The organism is Streptomyces sp. NPDC003379 (genome assembly GCF_053589195.1).
Map to the genome: position 1 here is coordinate 1 of NZ_JBSFRK010000053.1, position 16,802 is coordinate 16,802.

17 protein-coding genes are annotated in these 16,802 nt (G+C 70.7%); 13 read left to right on the top strand and 4 right to left on the bottom strand.

All coding sequences use genetic code 11. The features are described 5' to 3' along the window. Positions 1 to 174: 174 nt before the first annotated feature. Genes ACWDVB_RS34395 through ACWDVB_RS34405 form a run of 3 tightly spaced genes read right to left on the bottom strand, consistent with a single transcriptional unit; the run spans position 175 to position 1,116 of the window. A complete protein-coding gene (locus tag ACWDVB_RS34395; protein ID WP_451518041.1) occupies positions 175 to 348 on the bottom strand; it encodes a hypothetical protein in 174 nt (57 codons plus the stop codon). Next, positions 341 to 667 carry a hypothetical protein gene (locus ACWDVB_RS34400; protein WP_451518042.1) on the bottom strand — a complete coding sequence of 109 codons (327 nt, stop codon included), beginning with the start codon at positions 665 to 667 and terminating at the stop codon, positions 341 to 343. Before ACWDVB_RS34400 ends, ACWDVB_RS34395 begins: the two co-directional genes overlap by 8 nt. Then, the gene (locus tag ACWDVB_RS34405; RefSeq protein WP_451518043.1) at positions 658 to 1,116 is read right to left on the bottom strand and encodes an ATP-binding protein; all 459 of its coding nucleotides are present in this window, start codon (positions 1,114 to 1,116) and stop codon (positions 658 to 660) included. The genes ACWDVB_RS34400 and ACWDVB_RS34405 overlap by 10 nt, the downstream gene beginning before the upstream one ends. Positions 1,117 to 1,271: 155 nt before the next feature. Here ACWDVB_RS34405 and ACWDVB_RS34410 point away from each other — a divergent pair, with 155 nt between their 5' ends. From ACWDVB_RS34410 to ACWDVB_RS34465, 12 genes are all read left to right on the top strand, one after another. Then, positions 1,272 to 2,153 carry a helix-turn-helix domain-containing protein gene (locus ACWDVB_RS34410; protein ID WP_451518044.1) on the top strand — a complete coding sequence of 294 codons (882 nt, stop codon included), beginning with the start codon at positions 1,272 to 1,274 and terminating at the stop codon, positions 2,151 to 2,153. A gap of 3 nt (positions 2,154 to 2,156) precedes the next feature. Then, positions 2,157 to 2,336, top strand: coding sequence for a DUF397 domain-containing protein (locus ACWDVB_RS34415; RefSeq protein ID WP_451518045.1), 180 nt, complete (start codon positions 2,157 to 2,159; stop codon positions 2,334 to 2,336). A gap of 223 nt (positions 2,337 to 2,559) precedes the next feature. After that, on the top strand, positions 2,560 to 3,198 hold the full coding sequence (locus tag ACWDVB_RS34420) for a Uma2 family endonuclease (protein WP_451518046.1): 639 nt from the start codon (positions 2,560 to 2,562) through the stop codon (positions 3,196 to 3,198). A 186-nt stretch (positions 3,199 to 3,384) separates the two neighbouring features. Then, on the top strand, positions 3,385 to 4,581 hold the full coding sequence (locus ACWDVB_RS34425) for an ROK family transcriptional regulator (RefSeq protein WP_451518047.1): 1,197 nt from the start codon (positions 3,385 to 3,387) through the stop codon (positions 4,579 to 4,581). 56 nt (positions 4,582 to 4,637) lie between these two features. Further along, entirely contained in the window at positions 4,638 to 5,978 is a 1,341-nt protein-coding gene (locus tag ACWDVB_RS34430) for an ABC transporter substrate-binding protein (RefSeq protein ID WP_451518048.1), read from the top strand. Positions 5,979 to 5,992: 14 nt separating this feature from the next. Next, a complete protein-coding gene (locus ACWDVB_RS34435; protein WP_451518049.1) occupies positions 5,993 to 6,928 on the top strand; it encodes a carbohydrate ABC transporter permease in 936 nt (311 codons plus the stop codon). A gap of 27 nt (positions 6,929 to 6,955) precedes the next feature. Next, positions 6,956 to 7,861 carry a carbohydrate ABC transporter permease gene (locus ACWDVB_RS34440; RefSeq protein ID WP_451518050.1) on the top strand — a complete coding sequence of 302 codons (906 nt, stop codon included), beginning with the start codon at positions 6,956 to 6,958 and terminating at the stop codon, positions 7,859 to 7,861. Positions 7,862 to 7,869: 8 nt separating this feature from the next. Beyond that, positions 7,870 to 9,135 carry a 6-phospho-beta-glucosidase gene (locus ACWDVB_RS34445; protein WP_451518051.1) on the top strand — a complete coding sequence of 422 codons (1,266 nt, stop codon included), beginning with the start codon at positions 7,870 to 7,872 and terminating at the stop codon, positions 9,133 to 9,135. Further along, complete coding sequence (locus ACWDVB_RS34450; protein ID WP_451518052.1) at positions 9,126 to 10,121, top strand: N-acetylglucosamine kinase; 996 nt, start codon at positions 9,126 to 9,128, stop codon at positions 10,119 to 10,121. The genes ACWDVB_RS34445 and ACWDVB_RS34450 overlap by 10 nt, the downstream gene beginning before the upstream one ends. A gap of 190 nt (positions 10,122 to 10,311) precedes the next feature. Next, entirely contained in the window at positions 10,312 to 11,832 is a 1,521-nt protein-coding gene (locus tag ACWDVB_RS34455) for a hypothetical protein (protein ID WP_451518053.1), read from the top strand. A 32-nt stretch (positions 11,833 to 11,864) separates the two neighbouring features. Next, positions 11,865 to 12,884 (top strand): glutamate ABC transporter substrate-binding protein, encoded by a 1,020-nt coding sequence (locus ACWDVB_RS34460; protein ID WP_451518054.1) that lies wholly within the window; start codon positions 11,865 to 11,867, stop codon positions 12,882 to 12,884. 64 nt (positions 12,885 to 12,948) lie between these two features. Continuing rightward, positions 12,949 to 14,268: a hypothetical protein gene (locus ACWDVB_RS34465; protein WP_451518055.1), complete on the top strand. Its 1,320-nt coding sequence runs from the start codon at positions 12,949 to 12,951 to the stop codon at positions 14,266 to 14,268. A 13-nt stretch (positions 14,269 to 14,281) separates the two neighbouring features. Here ACWDVB_RS34465 and ACWDVB_RS34470 read toward each other — a convergent pair whose 3' ends face one another. Further along, positions 14,282 to 14,629: a hypothetical protein gene (locus ACWDVB_RS34470; protein ID WP_451518056.1), complete on the bottom strand. Its 348-nt coding sequence runs from the start codon at positions 14,627 to 14,629 to the stop codon at positions 14,282 to 14,284. Between the two features lie 10 nt (positions 14,630 to 14,639). Between ACWDVB_RS34470 and ACWDVB_RS34475 the strand changes: the two genes are divergently transcribed. Further along, positions 14,640 to 16,787 (top strand): tetratricopeptide repeat protein, encoded by a 2,148-nt coding sequence (locus ACWDVB_RS34475; RefSeq protein ID WP_451518057.1) that lies wholly within the window; start codon positions 14,640 to 14,642, stop codon positions 16,785 to 16,787. Positions 16,788 to 16,802: the final 15 nt, after the last annotated feature.

Genomic DNA, 16,802 nt, shown 5'->3' on the forward strand with positions numbered 1-16,802 from the left:
CTCGACGGCTGGCCCCTCGACGACGCCGAGCACAGCCGTCATGCCGTCAAACGCGACGCGGACACCTGGCGGTCCTTCGACCGCGTACGGTCCTTGCCCGGAGAAGTCTTCCGGGCGCCCCCACCGACGTAATAATCCGACCGCAGCCGCTCACCGCCTGTCAGCCGAACCAGCTCACCTGAACGACCACGATCCGCTGGCCGCGCACAGGTAGGCGGCGCCCTCCAGAAAGACCATGGACTCACGGACCGCGATCTCATTCGCCAGCCGCTCGACTTCGCCCCGCGCCTCGTCGGTCAGCCCGTCGAGGAGATCTTCCCGAAACTCCTCCCAGTGCCAGTCAGCCACCGGTTACCTCTCGATGCGCCGCGCGCACGATGTCTCCGGCCTCGCGGATCGCCCGGTCCCGCTCCGCCGGATCCGCACTGTCGATGGCCGCCTCGGCGGCGCGCAGACGGCGGGCCGTCTCGGGGTGCCGTTCGATCTCGACGACCACGCCCCACTGCCGGTAGAACATCCGGATCGGTACGACGCTGTCCTCGTCCCCTGCCCGTACGAAGGCCTGCTGCAGGTCCTCGAAGAACTCGGGGAGCCGGGACGGAACCACCGTGGCCACGGCCTGGCGGAGCGCCGGGAGCGTGAGCTCGGGGCGGGGCGTTAGCGCCATTCGCGTCCCGCCTTCTCGGTGACGGCGAGATCCCACTCGGCGTACACCACCTTCCCGACGACCCTCGGCTCCCACCCCCACCGATCGGCCAGCGCCCCCACCAGCAGCAGCCCCCGCCCGAACTGGTCCTCCCCCACCGCCGGGCGCGGACTCGGCAGCCGCTCGCCCCGCGGATCGGTCACCTCGACGCGGAGGGCGCCCACGCTGAGCCCGACCCGTACGCGGATCAGCCGCTCGCGGAGGCTGCCGTGGAGCAGCGCGTTGGTCATCAACTCGGAGAGGACCAACGCGGCGTCACCGGCGCGCCCGGGGAGCCCCCACTCGGCGACGAGGCGGGCGGTCCTGCGGCGGGCGAGGGTGACGCTGCGGGGCTGGGCGGGGTAGTCGAGACGGTCCTCGTGGAGGAGGGGCGGCTGGGGCGCCGGGTCTGAGCGGGCTGGTTCGGCCATGGTTGGGCGCACCTCCTGGCGCCAGGGCCGCTGAGTCAGCGGTTGAGTACGGAAGGTAGTGACGAGTTCGTCATAAGGGCAATCCAATCGGGGAAGTTCTTCCCCAAAGGGTGAACAGTGTCGACTTGCCATGCCGGCGGGGACACACTGTGACCGTGACGCGATCCACTCAGCAGACCGGCGCCCGCGCATCAACTGTTCTGGGACGCAGGCTCGGTGGCGAGCTACTGCGCCTGCGCAACGCCGCGGGGAAGACGCAACAACAGGCCGCCGAGTCCATCAACGCCACGGGCACGAAGATCGTGAAGATGGAGCGGGGATGGGTCCCGATGCGTGACCCCGACATCCGCGTGCTGTGCGAGTTTTATGGGCTGGAGGACCGCAAGGCCGCCGCCCGCTTGCTGGAGTTGGCGAAGCTGGACCGCGAAAGGCGTAGGGCCAAGGGGTGGTGGCGCCACACGCCCACTCCTGGTGGGATGCCCGAATACATCGCCATGGAGCAAGCCGCGACCTACATCCGCAACTGGCAGCCCTCATTGGTTCCGGGCCTGCTCCAAACGCCCGAGTACACCCGCTCACTCGGCGTGAGCGAAGGCTTTTGGGACACCCCGGACGACATTGAACACGGGGTCGAGGTCAAGCAGAAGCGTCAGCAACGACTCTTCGCCGAGCAGGCCCTCCAGCTGTACGCGGTGATCTGGGAAGCAGCACTGCGCCAACAGATCGGGGGCGTCGAAGTGATGCGTGCCCAGCTCGAACGCTTGCTGGAACTCACCGAGTTGCCGAATGTACACCTGCAAGTACTGCCCTTTCGGGCGGGCGCGCACCCGTGCATCGCAGGTCCCTTCAGCATCGTCTCTTTCGAAGAGGCCGAGGCCCTCGACGTAGTCCAGTCGGACACCGTGTCGGGCATGGCCTGGGTCGAGAACGAGGCAGAGTGCCGCACGTACAGCGACCGCTTCGACCGCACCGCTCGCCTCAGCCTGGCCCCGCGCGACTCCACCACCCTTATCGACAGCCTGCGCAAGGAAATGTGACCCATGCCCGAGTTCATCTTTACGAAGTCCAGCTACAGCACGGCCAACTACGAATGCGTCGAAGTAGCCGCCAACGTGCCCGAAACCGTCGCCATACGCGACTCCAAAGACCCGCACCCCGACGCCCCGATACTCCGCCTGAGCCCCGCAGCCTGGGCACACTTCACTGCGTCGCTGCACTGAGCCCGGTTGGTGGTGGACGGTTGCCGAGGGGCCGCCCACCATCAACGGCACCGCGTGGCCGCAGACCCCGCCCCGCGCCCAGCCCGGCGCCGGAACGGTTCCGCGCAGCCGTTCGGGTGAACGGTTCCCGATCTTCCCGGTCCGCGAGGAAGGCGCCGCCCATGCTCCCGTTGGGGCACCCGGAACGGGCGTAGCCCGGCATCAGCGACAGGGAGGACCAGCGATGAGCGCCGATCCCATCAGCGAGCCGAGCACGCTGCCGCAGCAGGACCCCATCGATCTACTGATCGCGTTCGAAGAGGCATCCCAGGTGCCGATTCGTCCCGAGTACTTCGAGGGGATGGGCATCGTGCCACCACAGCCCGACGACGAGCACAACCACGAGGCAGCGGAGGTCTACTTCCAGCTTCGCTCCGCGGGCATCCACCTGGCCGGCTTCGGCAACGCCTACCGCATCGGCCCGAGGGGCGGCCGCACCACCGCTCTGGTGATCCCCGACTTCTACGTGCGCCGCCGCAGGCCCAGCGAGCTCGACGAGTCGTACCGCAAGGCTCATAGGGGCTGGTACCCCATCGAGCTGCTCGCCGTCGTCGGCGAGGTCACCTCCAGCAACCACGAGATCGACACCGGACCGAAGTACCGCAGCTACGCCGCCGCGGGAATCCCTCTCTACGTGCTGCTCCACCGCCAGCAGGGCAAGGCGTTCGCGTACTCCGACCCGGCCCAGGAGGACGATCCGGCCGAGGCCCACTACGCCACCAAGGTCGAGGTCGAGCTGGGCCGCCCGCTGCCGCTCCCCGCGCCCTATCCGAAGCTCGACACGGCGTTCCTCGTGGAGGACACGGAGGACACGGAGGAATAGGGCACCGCGCCTCGACCCGCGCAGCACCCCGTGCAACGTCCCGCCCCCACAGGTAACGACTTGGTTGCCGCGGGGGCGTTCGCTATTGACGGCCCATTCACGCCAGCCTTACGGTCCTCACGAATTGGAAAGTTTCCTAACAGTTAAGCGGCCGACGGGCGACGCGGGCGAAGGGCAGGTGCCGTGATGGCAGCAGCAGGGAGCACCCCGGCACCCCCGGGTACCCCCGGTACCCCCCGCGTCCTGCGCGCCATGAACGACCGCGCCGTACTGGATCTCCTCGTCGCCCACGGCCCCCTCACCCGCACCCGCATCGGCGAGCTGACCGGCCTCTCCAAGCCCACCACCTCCCAGCTCCTCGGGCGGCTCGAAGCGGCCGGCCTCGTGCGCACGAGCGGCAGCCTCAGCGGGCGCCCGGGGCCGAACGCCCTGCTGTACGAGATCGACCCCGGCGCCGGACACGTCGCCGCGCTGTCCGCCGACCCGACCGGCATCACCGCGCTCGTCGCCGACATCACCGGCACCGTCCTCGGCCGGGAGCGCGTGGAGGCGGACTCCGACGGGCGCGCCGCCGAGGACGTACGCCACCGCACCGCCCAGCTGGTCACGGAGGCCGTCGACGGGGCGCTGCGCCACGCGGGCCTCGGCCACGACGACCTGCGGGCCGCCGTCATCGGCACCCCCGGTGCCATCGACCCGCACACCGGCCAGCTGCGCTATGCCCCGCACCTGCCGGGCTGGCACTCCCGCACCCTGCGCGACGACCTCGCCGCGGTGCTCGGCACGCCGGTCGTGATCGAGAACGACGTCAATCTGGCCGCGGTCGCCGAGCAGTACGAAGGCGCCGCCCAGGATCACGACAATTACGTACTGACCTGGCTCGACGAGGGAGTCGGCGCCGCCATCGTGCTCGGCGGCACCCTGCTGCGCGGCGCCACCGGCGGCGCGGGCGAGATCGGCTACATGCCGCTGCCGGGCGCCCCGCTGGCCAGGGGCGGACCCGAGGCGACCTGTGGGCCCGACGGGGGCGGCGGATTCCAGAGCCAGGTCTCCGCGCCGGTCGTCCGCGCGCTCGCGGGCCCCGACGCGACGCTGACGGAAGCCCTCGCCGACGACGCCGTCCTCGGCGAGGTCGCCCGCCGCCTCGCCACCGGCATCGCCGCGGTCGTCGCCGTCGTCGACCCCGAGCTCGTTGTGCTGTCCGGCTCGGTGGCCCAGGCGGGCGGCGACAAGCTGCGCCTGCGCGTCGAGGAGGAGCTGACCGGGCTCGCGCTGCCCCGCCCGCAGGTCCGCATCAGCGAACTCGACGGTGATCCGATCGTCACCGGTGCCCTCCGCTCCGCCCTCACCCAGGCCCGCGACCAAATCTTCGACACGGCCTGAGCCACCCACTCCCCCCAGCCGTCTCCGCCTCCCCTCCCCCGTAAAGGAAGTCCGCCATGCCGCGATGGCGCATGCCCACCTGCGCGTCCGCGGCGCTCGCCGCAGCCGGTCTGTTGCTCTCCGGCTGCGCCAACCCGAGCGTCGGCAGCGCGAACGATGACCCCAGCAAGCCGGTCACGCTGAAGTTCTGGCACGGCTGGGCCACGCCCGGCGAGGTCAAGGCCGTCGACGACAGCATCGAGCGGTTCGAGGAGCTGCACCCCCACATCAAGGTGGAGTCGACGGGGAACGTCACCGACGCCACCGTCAACCAGGCCCTGCGCGCCGGTGGCGACAAGGCCCCGGACGTGGTGTCGTCGTTCACCACCAACAACGTCGGGCAGTACTGCGATTCAGGGATGTGGGTCGACCTCGACCCGTTCATGAAGAAGACGGGCGTGGACAAGGGGAAGGTCTTCCCGAAGACGCTTCTCGACTACACCAGTTATGAGGGCAATCAGTGCGCCCTTCCCCTTCTCGCCGACGCCTTCGGCATGTACTACAACAAGGACGCCTTCGAGGAGGCGGGCATCAAGCGCCCGCCCCGGACCATGTCCGAGTTCGAACGGGACGCCAAGAAGCTGACCGTGCGCAGCGGCAAGGACTCGTACAAGCGGGTCGGGTACATGCCCAACTTCCGGCTGTACCAGAACAGCCCGGACCGGCTCTTCGCGCAGTGGGGGCCCACGTACTTCGACGCGGACGGCAGGTCGAGGCTCGCCGAGGAGCCGGTGACGTACAAGTTCCTGAAGACCGCGCGGCGCCTCGCCGACGCGCAGGGCGGCTTCGACGACCTGGAGAAGTTCCGGCTCACCTTCGGCGATGAGATGTCCGGCCAGAACGGCTTCCTCACCGGAAAGCTGGCCATGCATCTGGACGGCGAGTGGCGCGGGCTCATGCTCAAGGACGCCAAGGCGGAGTTCGACTGGGGGGTCGCGCCGCTGCCCGTCCCCGACGACCAGGCGGACACGTACGGGCGCGGCTTCATCACCGGCACGGTGGCCGGCATCGCGCACAGCAGCAAGCACCAGAACGCCGCGTGGGAGCTGGTGAGGTTCCTGACCACGGACACCGACCAGGTCGTGGACTTCGCCAACGCCATCCACAACGTGCCGTCCACGTACGCGGCCCTCAAGTCGCCGCGCCTGGACGCCGATCCGACCTTCCGCGCCTTCTTCGACATCTTGGAGAACAAGCACAGCGAGGCCCTGCCGCCCTCCACGAACGGCGGCGCGTACGTCGTCTCGCTGATGGACTTCGCGTACTCGGTCGAGGCCGGGCGCGTCCCCGATCTACGCAGGGGCCTGCGGAGACTCGACGACCAGATCGACGCCGACACGCTCCAGTCGAAGAGCTGAGGAGCCCCCGAGTCATGGCACTTTCCCTCTCCAACCCGGCGCGCCGCAGACTGCGCACCCTCGGTTTCCTCTCCCCCTGGCTGGTCGGTTTCAGCGTCTTCTTCGCGTATCCGCTGATCGCGACCGTCTACTTCTCGTTCATGCACTACAACCAGATCAAGGAGCCCACCTTCGTGGGCCTGCGGAACTGGAAGTACGTGTTCGAACAGATGCCACTGTTCGGGCCCGCCCTGTGGAACACCCTGTGGCTGGTCGTGATCATGGTGGCGCTCCGGGTGGTCTTCGGGCTCTCGCTCGGACTGCTCATCACGAAGATCAAGACGGGGGCCGGGTTCTTCCGCACCGCCTTCTACCTTCCGTATCTCGCTCCGCCGGTCGCCGCCACCGTCGCGTTCGTCTTCCTGCTGAATCCGGGGTCGGGGCCGGTCAACGAGATCCTGGGCGCGGTCGGCGTCTCCGCGCCCAACTGGTTCAACGATCCCGACTGGGCCAAGCCCTCCCTGGTGCTGCTCTCCCTGTGGGGCATCGGCGACCTGATGGTGATCTTCATGGCCGCGCTGCTCGACGTGCCGAAGGAGCAGTACGAGGCCGCCGAGCTGGACGGCGCCGGGGCGTGGGCCAGGTTCCGGTACGTCACTTGGCCGTCGATCACGCCGATCGTGATGTTCGCGGTGGTCACGGGCGTCGTGCAGACCATGCAGTACTACACGCAGGCCCTGGTCGCGGGGAAGGTCGCCTCCGGAGTCTCCATCGGCCCCGGTTCGGTGATCCAGCCCGGCTACCCGGAGCACTCGACCCTCACGGTCCCCCAGCTCGTCTACTCGATGGGCTTCCAGAACTTCAACACCGGTGCGGCGTGCGTGCTCTCGCTCGTGCTCTTCGCCATCGCCATGGCCGTGACGACGCTCCTGATGCGCAAGCGCTCCGGGCTGCTCGCGGCGGACGACTGAGAACCGAGAACTGAGGACCGAGGACTCATGACGACTACCGCTCTCAGCGCGCCGGCCGCACCCGAACGCACCGCCCCGCTCCGGGGCCCCGCCGCCGCCCGCGCCCGCCGCAAGCGGATCCTGCACTGGATCGCCGTACACAGTGTGGCCATCGCGGTCGCGCTGCTCTTCGTACTGCCGTTCGTCTTCGTCTTCCTGACGTCGGTGATGAGCGACTCCCAGGCGATGAGCGGCGACCTGTGGCCCGACTCCTGGCACTGGTCCAACTACAGGACGGTGTTCGACACACCGGGCTTCCTGGAGTGGTGGCGCAACTCCCTGCTGTACGCGGGTCTGGGCACGCTGCTCACGGTCTGCTCGGCGATACCCGTGGCGTACGCGCTCGCGAAGTTCCGCTTCCGGGGCCGGCGCACCGCGATGATGCTCGTCATCTCGACGATGATGCTGCCGCCGCAGGTCATCGTGATCCCGATGTACCTGGTGTGGGCGCAGCAACTGCATCTGTCGGGCACGCTGTGGCCGCTGATCATCCCGATGGCGTTCGGCGACGCGTACTCGATCTTCCTCCTTAGGCAGTTCCTCCTCACCATTCCCAAGGAGTACATCGAGTCGGCGAAGGTCGACGGCTGCGGTGAGTTCCGTACGCTCGTCAAGATCGTCGTACCGATGGCCAAGCCGGGCATCGCCGCCATCGCGCTCTTCCAGTTCTTCTACTGCTGGAACGACTACTTCGGGCCGCAGATCTACGCGGCCCAGAACCCCGGCGCGTGGACACTGTCGTACGGCCTCGAATCCTTCAAGAGCGCCCACAGCGTCAACTGGAACCTGACCATGGCCGCGACGCTGCTCGTCATGGCGCCGGTCATCGCCGTCTTCTTCTTCGCACAGAAGGCCTTCGTCGAAGGCGTCACCCTCACCGGAGTAAAGGGCTGAGACACGCAATGAAGCTCGCAGTGGTCGGCGGAGGGTCGACCTACACACCCGAACTCATCGACGGATTCGCTCGTCTGAGGGACACCCTGCCGATCGAGGAACTCGTTCTCGTCGACCCGGCCGCCGATCGTCTGGAGCTGGTGGGCGGCCTCGCGCGGCGCATCTTCGCCAAGCAGGGGCACCCCGGCCGCATCGTCACCACGTCCGACGTGGACGCGGGCGTCGCCGACGCCGACGCGGTGCTTCTGCAACTGCGCGTCGGCGGGCAGGCGGCCCGCAACCAGGACGAGACGTGGCCGCTGGAGTGCGGCTGCGTCGGCCAGGAGACGACCGGCGCGGGCGGCCTCGCGAAGGCGCTGCGCACGGTGCCCGTCGTCCTGGACATCGCCGAGCGCGTACGCCGGACCAACCCGGACGCCTGGATCATCGACTTCACCAACCCGGTGGGCATCGTCACACGGGCCCTGCTCCAGGCCGGGCACAAGGCCGTCGGGCTGTGCAACGTGGCGATCGGCTTCCAGCGGAAGTTCGCGAAGCTGCTCGATGTCGCGCCGGGCGAGGTGCACCTCGATCACGTGGGCCTCAATCACCTCACCTGGGAGACGGGCGTACGTATCGGGGGTCCCGGTGGTGACGACGTACTGCCGAAGCTGCTCTCCGAGCACGGCGACGCGGTCGCCGCGGACCTGCACATGCCGCGCGAGATCGTCGACCGGCTCGGTGTCGTGCCCTCGTACTACCTGCGCTACTACTACCAGCACGACGCGGTGGTCGAGGAGCTGCGCACCAAGCCGTCGCGCGCCGCGGAAGTGGCGGAGATGGAACGTGAGTTGCTGAAGATGTACGGCGACCCGACGCTCGACGAGAAGCCGGAGCTGCTCGCCAAGCGCGGCGGCGCCTTCTACTCGGAGGCGGCCGTGGACCTGGCGGCGTCGCTGCTCGGCAACGGCGGCAGCCCCTACCAGGTGGTGAACACCGTCAACAACGGCACGCTGCCGTTCCTCCCCGACGACGCGGTCATCGAGGTGCAGGCCACGGTGGACGGCACGGGCGCCAAGCCGCTCGCCGTGCCCGCACTCGACCCGCTGTACTCGGGTCTCGTCGCCCACGTCACCGGCTACGAGGACCTGGCGCTCCAGGCGGCCCTGCACAGCGGCCGCGACCGCGTCTTCAAGGCGCTGCTCGCCCATCCGCTGGTCGGGCAGTACGCGTACGCGGAAGCGCTCACCGACCGCCTGATCGCGCACAACCGGGAGCACCTGGCGTGGGCGTAGGCACGAGCGTGCTCGCGATCGACGCGGGCAACAGCAAGACCGACGTCGCGGTGGTCGCGGCCGACGGGCGGGTCGTCGGCGCGGCCCGCGGCGGCGGGTTCCAGCCGCCCCAGGTCGGTGTCGAGCCGGCGGTGGACGTGCTCGCGGACGCGGTGACGCGGGCGCTCGCCGAGGCGGGCGTCGACCGCGTGGACCATGTGTCCGCGTGCCTCGCCAACGCGGATCTGCCCGTGGAGGAACGGGAGTTGGCCCAGGCGCTTCGGCGGCGCGGCTGGGGCACGTCCGTCGACGTCCACAACGACACGTTCGCCGTGCTGCGCGCCGGGCTCCTGGAGGACGCGGAGCCGCGGGGCGTCGCCGTGGTGTGCGGGGCGGGCATCAACTGCGTGGGCATGCTGCCGGACGGGCGTACCGCCCGCTTCCCCGCGATCGGCCGGATCTCCGGCGACTGGGGCGGGGGCGGCGGCCTCGCCGAGGAGGCGCTGTGGCACGCGGCACGGGCCGAGGACGGCCGCGGCGGGCCGACCGCGCTGCGGGTCGCGCTGCCCGCGCACTTCGGACTGCCGTCCATGTACGCGCTGATCGAGGCGCTGCACCTGGGGCGCATCGCTCCCGTCCGGCGGCACGAGCTGACGCCGGTGCTCTTCGCCGTCGCGGCGGCGGGCGACGCGGTGGCCCGCTCCCTGGTGGACCGGATGGCCGACGAGGTCGTCGCCATGGCCACCGTGGCCCTGGACCGCCTGGACCTGCTCGGCGAGGAGACCCCGGTCCTCCTCGGCGGCAGCGTCCTCGCGGCGCGCCATCCCCAACTGGACGGCCGGGTGCGCGCCCTGCTCGCCGAGCACGCCCCGAAGGCGGAGCCGCGGGTGGTCGCCGCCCGTCCGGTGCTGGGCGCGGCGCTGCTGGGACTGGACCGTGCGGGGGCGCCCACCGGGGTGCACGCGCGGGTGCGGGGGCACTACGAAGGCGGCGCGCACCGGCGCTGACGGCGGTTCCCGCACGCGCCGTGCGCGCGGGCGGGAACCGGTGTGCCGCCAAACTCGTGTTCCAGGGCAGGGGATCCGCACAAGATCGGGGCAAGACCTGTGCGGATGTCAGTGCCTGCGGCAATACTTGCGGCCGTGCACTTCTTCCCGCGCCGTGCGCGTCGGGCGGAAGCAACCGTCCGATGACCAGATGACCAAGGGGGAGGTCGAGGTCCAGGTGACATATCCGCCGAACGGCAGCGCGGTGCCGCCGGGTCCGCCCGTGCCGCCCATGCCTCCTGGGCACGCCCCGGGGCAGCCCGCGCCGACGATGCCCGCCGTCCCGCCGCAGGCCCAGCGGCAGCCCGCCCAGCCGACCGCGACCGGCCCGCGCCGCACCGCCTGGGCCGAGGGCACGGACCGGCTGCGCGCCGCCGCGACCACGGAGCCGGGCAGGCTGCGGATCATCGGCGCCGTCCTGGCCCTGCTCGTCGTCGCGTTCGGCGCGGTCACCACCTGGCAGATGACGGACCGCTCGGCCGCCGCGGACGACGTACTGCACCGCAGCCAGCCGCTGAGCGCCGACGCCGCGGCCATCTACCGCTCGTTGGCGGACGCCAACACCGCGGCGTCCAGCGGCTTCCTGGCGGGGGGCCAGGAACCGGCGACCGTCCGCGACCGGTACGAGCGCGACATCGAGCGGGCCTCGCAGAAGCTCGCGACGGCCGCGTCGAACGCGGGCTCGGACTCCTCGTCGGCCACCGCCGTCGGCAAGCTGAACAAGCTGCTGCCCCAGTACACGGGCCTGATCGAGCGCGCCCGCGCGAACAACCGCCAGGGCCTGCCGCTCGGCGGCGCCTATCTGCGCTACGCCAACGACAAGATGCAGACGCAGATGCTCCCGGCCGCCGAGAAGCTCTACAAGGCGGAGAACGAAAGGCTGAGCTCGGACTACGGCAAGGCCAAGCCGTACCCCTGGTTCGCCATCGCCCTCGGCGTCCTGGCGCTCGCCGCCCTCGCCTGGGCGCAGCGCCGCAACTACCGCCGTACGAACCGGGTCTTCAACCACGGCCTGCTCGCCGCGACCGCCGCCACCACGGTCGTACTGCTCTGGCTCGTCGCCGGTCACACCTTCGCCCGCTCGGGGCTGAACGAGTCGTACGACGACGGCGTGCGGTCCCTGAACGTCCTCAACGACGCCCGCATCAGCTCCCTGAAGGCGCGGGGCAACGAGAACCTGACGCTGGTCAGCCGCGGTGCGGAGACCACCGAGGTGGGCGGCGAGACCAAGGACAAGTTCGACGTCTCCTACCGCGCGCAGATGAAGCAGCTCGGCGACGCCGAGAGCGGACTGCTCGGCAAGGCGGCCGACCTGGCCGACGACGACGCCGGCGGGCTTCCGGTGGACGAGGCCGTGAAGAACGTGGGCGTCTGGCAGGACCGCCACAAGGAGGCCCGTTCCAGCGACGACTCCGGCGACTATCAGGGCGCGCTCGACAAGGTCATAGGCGACAAGAACGACGAGGACGTCAAGCCGACGGGCGAGTGCTTCGACAATGTGGACGCCGCCCTGGACCGCGCCCTGGCGCACGAACAGCGTGAGTTCAAGCAGGCCGCCAAGGACGGCAGAGGTGCCATGACGGGTCTGCCGGTCGGCGCCGCCGTGCTCGCGGTCCTCGCCGCGGCGGGCGCCGTGCTCGGCATCGGCCGCAGGCTTTCGGAGTACAGGTGATGGGGTCAGAGGTGGAAGGGGGCGCGCGGACGATGCGTACACGACGTGGCACGGTCAGGCTGCGTGGCTCGGGCGTCAGGCTGCGCGGCTGGGGCGGAGTCGGCGCGATGGGGCTCGCCTGCGCCGTGACGGGGGCGCTCGTCCTGGCCCTCCCTCCGCAGAAGGGCGACGGCGCGGCGGCGGGCGGCGGCTCCGGCGTCACGGTGGCCGCGCCCGCGCGGGCCGACGCCGGCGACTGCAACGACCGGAGCCTGTCCCCCTCGGACGAGGACGGCCCGACGATCGACGCCATCAAGAACCGCGAGGTGAAGAAGCTCGTCGTAGGCGTCGACCAGAACAGCTACCGCTGGGGCTACCGCGACCCGAACAAGGAGGGCGGCGAGCTCGAAGGGTTCGACATCGACCTCGCGCGCGAGATCGCCGAGGAGATCTTCGGCGACCGCGACGCCGTCGTCTTCCGCGCCATACCCACCAACCAGCGCATCCCGGCGATCAAGAGCGGCCAGGTCGACATGGTCGTACGCACCATGACGGTCAACTGCGACCGTCTGAAGGACGTCGACTTCTCCACGGGGTACTTCGAGACGGGCCAGCAGGTCCTCGCCCCCAGGAAGCCGAAGTCCGACATCACGGGGTACAACGAAACGCTCAAGGGCAAGAAGATCTGCTCGGCCGTGGGCTCCATCGCCCTGGAGGAGCTCAAGAAGAAGAACTTCGGCGCCGATATCTCCACCACGGTGCCCAACCAGCTCGACTGCCTGGTGCGGCTCCAACTCGGAGAGGTGGACGCCGTGGTCACCGACAGCGCGCTCGCCGCGAGCCAGGCGGCGCAGGACCCGACGGTCGAACTCAAGGGCGAGGGGCCGTTCACCACGGAGCACTACGGCGTGGCGATGAAGAAAGGTTCGGACGACCTGGTCCGCCGGGTCAACAAGGTCCTGGACGACTACCGCGAGGACGAGAAGCACGGCTGGCGGAAGTCCTACGACAAGTGGCTGGAGAAGGCCCTCGGCAGGACGTCCGGCCCACCGGCCCCCGAGTACCGCGACTGACGCGGGCAACTGACCTGATACCACTGAAGTGTTACGGCAACGCAGCAGAGCGGAGAGGTGATCGATGAGCGGCACGGGACCCCCCGGTCCGGTGATGGACCGGGACGAGGTGGACCGTGCGCTGGCGCGGCTCGACGCCGAGCACGAGGCGATCGAGACCTCGCTCCTCGCCCTGCAGGACCACGCGGGCCGCCGCCTGCTCGAAGGCGCCCGGCTCACCGGCGTCACCCAGGAGCGCTGGGTGGCCACGGAGAGCCGTATCACCCTGCTGTGGGCCTACTTCGACGCCTACGCCGGCGCCCTGAACACCGCACGCGAGCTGCGCGCCCGCAGACGCTGGCTCAACCGCGACGACCTGGTCGAGCTGACCGAGCTGCTGCGCGGCGGGTCCGTCACCGTCTCGGGCGGCTCCACGTCCGGCACGTCCCCGTCGATCACCGGACCCGCCAGGCTCACCGAGCGCTTCACGCTCGAAGAGCTGGTGACCCGCATGAACGACCTGTACGCGCACTCCCTCGACATGGTCGTCGCCGCCGACGCCGTGTGGTCGGCGCTGCCCGCCCGCATCGACCTGCTCGCCGCCGAGCTGGCCCGCACCCGCCACCTCGCGCACTCCGTCGGCGTACGCCCCGGGGAGCACCCCTCGGGCGACGACCTGGAGCGCATCACGCGCGCCCTGACGGCCCTGCGCGAGCAGGTGATCAGCGACCCGCTCGCCTTCTGGCAGCGCGCCGAGGGCAGTTCGGCGCCCGGCGGCGGCCGCCCGCACACCGACCGCTACGACCGTGAGGCGCGCGCCCTGGAAGAGGTGCGCCGCGAGATCGAGGCGGTGCTCACCGTCCGCCAGGACGCGGAGGCCCGCCTCGGCAGGCTGCGTGACGTGCTCTCCCGCGCGGACCGCACCCTCGCGGAGGCGAGGAACGCCCGCGGCGAGGTCCTCGCGAAGATCGCCGCCTCCGAGGTGCCCGCGGTCAGCGGCCCGCCGACCGTGCTCCAGGAGCAGCTGGCGATGGCCTCCGACTACCGCAGGCACGCCCAGTGGCACCGCCTCTCGCCGCTCCTGGAGTCCCTGGAGCGGAAGGCCGAGGACGAACTGCTGCGTGCCCGCGAGTCGTTGTCCGCCGTCACGGCACCGCTCGCGGTCCGCGCCGAGCTGCGCGGCCGCCTGGACGCGTACAAGGCGAAGGTCGCCCGGCACGGCCACGCCGAGGACCCGCTCCTGATCGAGCGGTACGACGCGGCGCGCCGGATGCTGTGGAGCGCGCCCTGCGATCTGCGCGTGGCCGAGCAGGCGGTGCTGCGCTATCAGCAGGCCGCCGCCGAGGTGCTCGTGCCGAGGGTCCCGCAGCAGGGCGGGCCCGCCGACCGGAGGGGGGAAGCGTGAGCGAGCGGCAGTGTCAGCGGCCCGGATGCCCGGGGTCGTACGAGGACGTCGGCGGCGGCGAGCTGTACTGCGACACGTGCGGTCTCGCCCCTGTCGTGGCGCCGAACGGGCTGGTCGGCTCGCCTCCGACGGGTGTCACGGGCGGCGGCAAGGAGGCGCGGGGGTCGGGCAGTTCGAGCGCCCGCTCCTCTTCCCGAGCGTCCTCGCGCTCGTCCCGGTCGCAGTCCTCGCGCAGGTCGGTGTCGGGGCGGCTCTCCCGTTCCGTGTCGGGCGGTTCGACGTCGCGTTCGGTGTCGGTGCGCAGTTCGGGCTCCGCGGCCTCGTCGTCGAGCCGGGGGCGGCTCGGCGTCGGTCTGGTCACCGTGCCGGACGTGCCGCGTCCCGATCCGCGCGGGGCGGTGCAGGAGAACCCGGAGGTGCCCGAGCGCAAGCGGTTCTGCTCGCGCTCGGACTGCGGGGCGCCGGTGGGCCGCGCGCGCGGGGAGCGGCCCGGCCGCACCGAGGGGTTCTGCACCAAGTGCGGACACCCGTACTCGTTCGTGCCGAAGCTGAACACCGGCGACATCGTGCACGGCCAGTACGAGGTCGTGGGCTGTCTGGCGCACGGCGGTCTCGGCTGGGTCTATCTCGCCATCGACCGGGCGGTGTCCGACCGCTGGGTGGTCCTCAAGGGCCTGCTCGACACGGGCGACCAGGACGCGATGGCCGCCGCGATCTCCGAGCGCCGCTTCCTCGCCGAGATCGAGCACGCCAACATCGTGCGGATCTACAACTTCGTCGAGCACCTCGACCAGCGCACGGGCTCCATGGACGGCTACATCGTCATGGAGTACGTCGGCGGCAAATCCCTGAAGGAGATCGCCAACGACCGACGCACGGCCGACGGCAAGCGCGACCCGCTGCCGGTCGAGCAGGCGTGCGCGTACGGCATCGAGGCGCTGGAGGCTCTCGGCCATCTGCACAGCCGCAACCTCCTGTACTGCGACTTCAAGGTCGACAACGCCATCCAGACCGAGGGCCAGCTCAAGGTCATCGACATGGGCGCGGTCCGCAGGATGGACGACGACGAGTCCGCGATCTACGGCACGGTCGGCTATCAGGCCCCCGAAGTCGCCGAGGTTGGCCCCTCGGTGGCCTCCGACCTCTACACGGTCGCGCGCACCCTCGCCGTCCTGACGTTCGACTTCCAGGGCTATACGAACGTGTTCGTGGACTCCCTGCCCGACCCCGACAACATCGAGGTCTTCCGTACGTACGAGTCGTTCTACCGGCTCCTCGTACGCGCCACCGACCCGGATCCGGCCCGCCGCTTCGCCTCCGCGCAGGAGATGGCCGAGCAGCTGACGGGCGTACTGCGGGAGGTCGTGGCGCTTCAGACCGGCAAGCCGCGCCCCTCGCTCTCCACGCTCTTCGGCCCCGAGGTGAAGGTCACGGACACGGAGCTGTTCGCCGAGCTGTCGGGCGACGTGTCGCGGTTCGGGGTGCGCCCGCTGGTCCCGGAGGGCTCGGGCAGCCGCCGTGAGCTGCCGCCCGCGCCGCCGCCCGCCGCGATCGTCCGGCCGCTGGACGCCGCCGCGACCGCGCTCGCGCTGCCGGTGCCGCGCGTCGACCCGAACGACCCGAACGCGGGCTTCCTCGCCGGTCTGATGACGTCCGCGCCCGCCGAGCTGATCACCGCGCTCGGGGCGGCGCCCGCCGACTCCGTCGAGCTGCAGCTGCGCGGGCTGCGCGCGCGGCTCGCCATGGGCGAGGTGGGCCCGGCCGCCGAGGCGCTGGCCGACCTGGAGCGCCGGCACCCCGACGACTGGCGGGTGGTCTGGTACCGGGGCGTGGCGGCCCTGGCCACCGGCGACTTCGAGAGCGCGGCGCTCTCCTTCGACGCGGTCTACGACGCGTTCCCCGGCGAGGCCGCGCCGAAGCTGGCGCTCGGCGTCTGCGCGGAGGTCCTCGGCCAGCTGGACAACGCCGCCGAGTACTACCGCCTGGTGTGGACCACCGACCCCAGCTATGTGAGCGCCGCGTTCGGCCTGGCCCGGGTGCGGCTCGCCGCCGACGACAGGACGGGCGCGGTGCGCACCCTGGAGTCGGTGCCGGAGTCGTCCATCCACTACACCGCGGCCCGGGTCGCGGCGGTGCGGGCGCGCCTTCGCCGCCGTATGGAGTCGCGGGCCGCGTCGCCCGGCTCGGCGTTCCTGGACGACCTGACGGCCGCCGCGGGGCAGATCGAGGCGCTCGCGGGCTTCGGTCTGGACGCGGTGCGCAGGGAGCGCCTGTCGACCGAGGTGCTGGGGACGGCGCTCGACTGGGTACTCTCCGGTAGGCACTCTGGTCACGTCTCCGCGCCACCGGACACCACCGGAACGCGGACCGTGCTGCTCGGCAGTGATCTGGACGAGCGCGGTCTCCGGTTCGGTCTGGAGCGTTCGTACCGGACACTGGCCCGGCTCGCACAGGGTGGCGAGGAGAGGATCGAACTGGTGGAGCGGGCCAACCGTTTCCGCCCCCGGACGTGGGTGTGAGTGATGTCGCAGATG

What these genes read in the sequence shown, in the direction of transcription:
- ACWDVB_RS34400 (WP_451518042.1), bottom strand. Translation starts at nt 667, where the DNA reads ATGGCGCTAACGCCCCGCCCCGAGCTCACGCTCCCGGCGCTCCGCCAG.
- ACWDVB_RS34405 (WP_451518043.1), bottom strand. Translation starts at nt 1,116, where the DNA reads ATGGCCGAACCAGCCCGCTCAGACCCGGCGCCCCAGCCGCCCCTCCTC.
- ACWDVB_RS34415 (WP_451518045.1), top strand. Translation starts at nt 2,157, where the DNA reads ATGCCCGAGTTCATCTTTACGAAGTCCAGCTACAGCACGGCCAACTAC.
- ACWDVB_RS34420 (WP_451518046.1), top strand. Translation starts at nt 2,560, where the DNA reads ATGAGCGCCGATCCCATCAGCGAGCCGAGCACGCTGCCGCAGCAGGAC.
- ACWDVB_RS34425 (WP_451518047.1), top strand. Translation starts at nt 3,385, where the DNA reads ATGGCAGCAGCAGGGAGCACCCCGGCACCCCCGGGTACCCCCGGTACC.
- ACWDVB_RS34430 (WP_451518048.1), top strand. Translation starts at nt 4,638, where the DNA reads ATGCCGCGATGGCGCATGCCCACCTGCGCGTCCGCGGCGCTCGCCGCA.
- ACWDVB_RS34435 (WP_451518049.1), top strand. Translation starts at nt 5,993, where the DNA reads ATGGCACTTTCCCTCTCCAACCCGGCGCGCCGCAGACTGCGCACCCTC.
- ACWDVB_RS34440 (WP_451518050.1), top strand. Translation starts at nt 6,956, where the DNA reads ATGACGACTACCGCTCTCAGCGCGCCGGCCGCACCCGAACGCACCGCC.
- ACWDVB_RS34445 (WP_451518051.1), top strand. Translation starts at nt 7,870, where the DNA reads ATGAAGCTCGCAGTGGTCGGCGGAGGGTCGACCTACACACCCGAACTC.
- ACWDVB_RS34455 (WP_451518053.1), top strand. Translation starts at nt 10,312, where the DNA reads ATGACCAAGGGGGAGGTCGAGGTCCAGGTGACATATCCGCCGAACGGC.
- ACWDVB_RS34460 (WP_451518054.1), top strand. Translation starts at nt 11,865, where the DNA reads ATGCGTACACGACGTGGCACGGTCAGGCTGCGTGGCTCGGGCGTCAGG.
- ACWDVB_RS34465 (WP_451518055.1), top strand. Translation starts at nt 12,949, where the DNA reads ATGAGCGGCACGGGACCCCCCGGTCCGGTGATGGACCGGGACGAGGTG.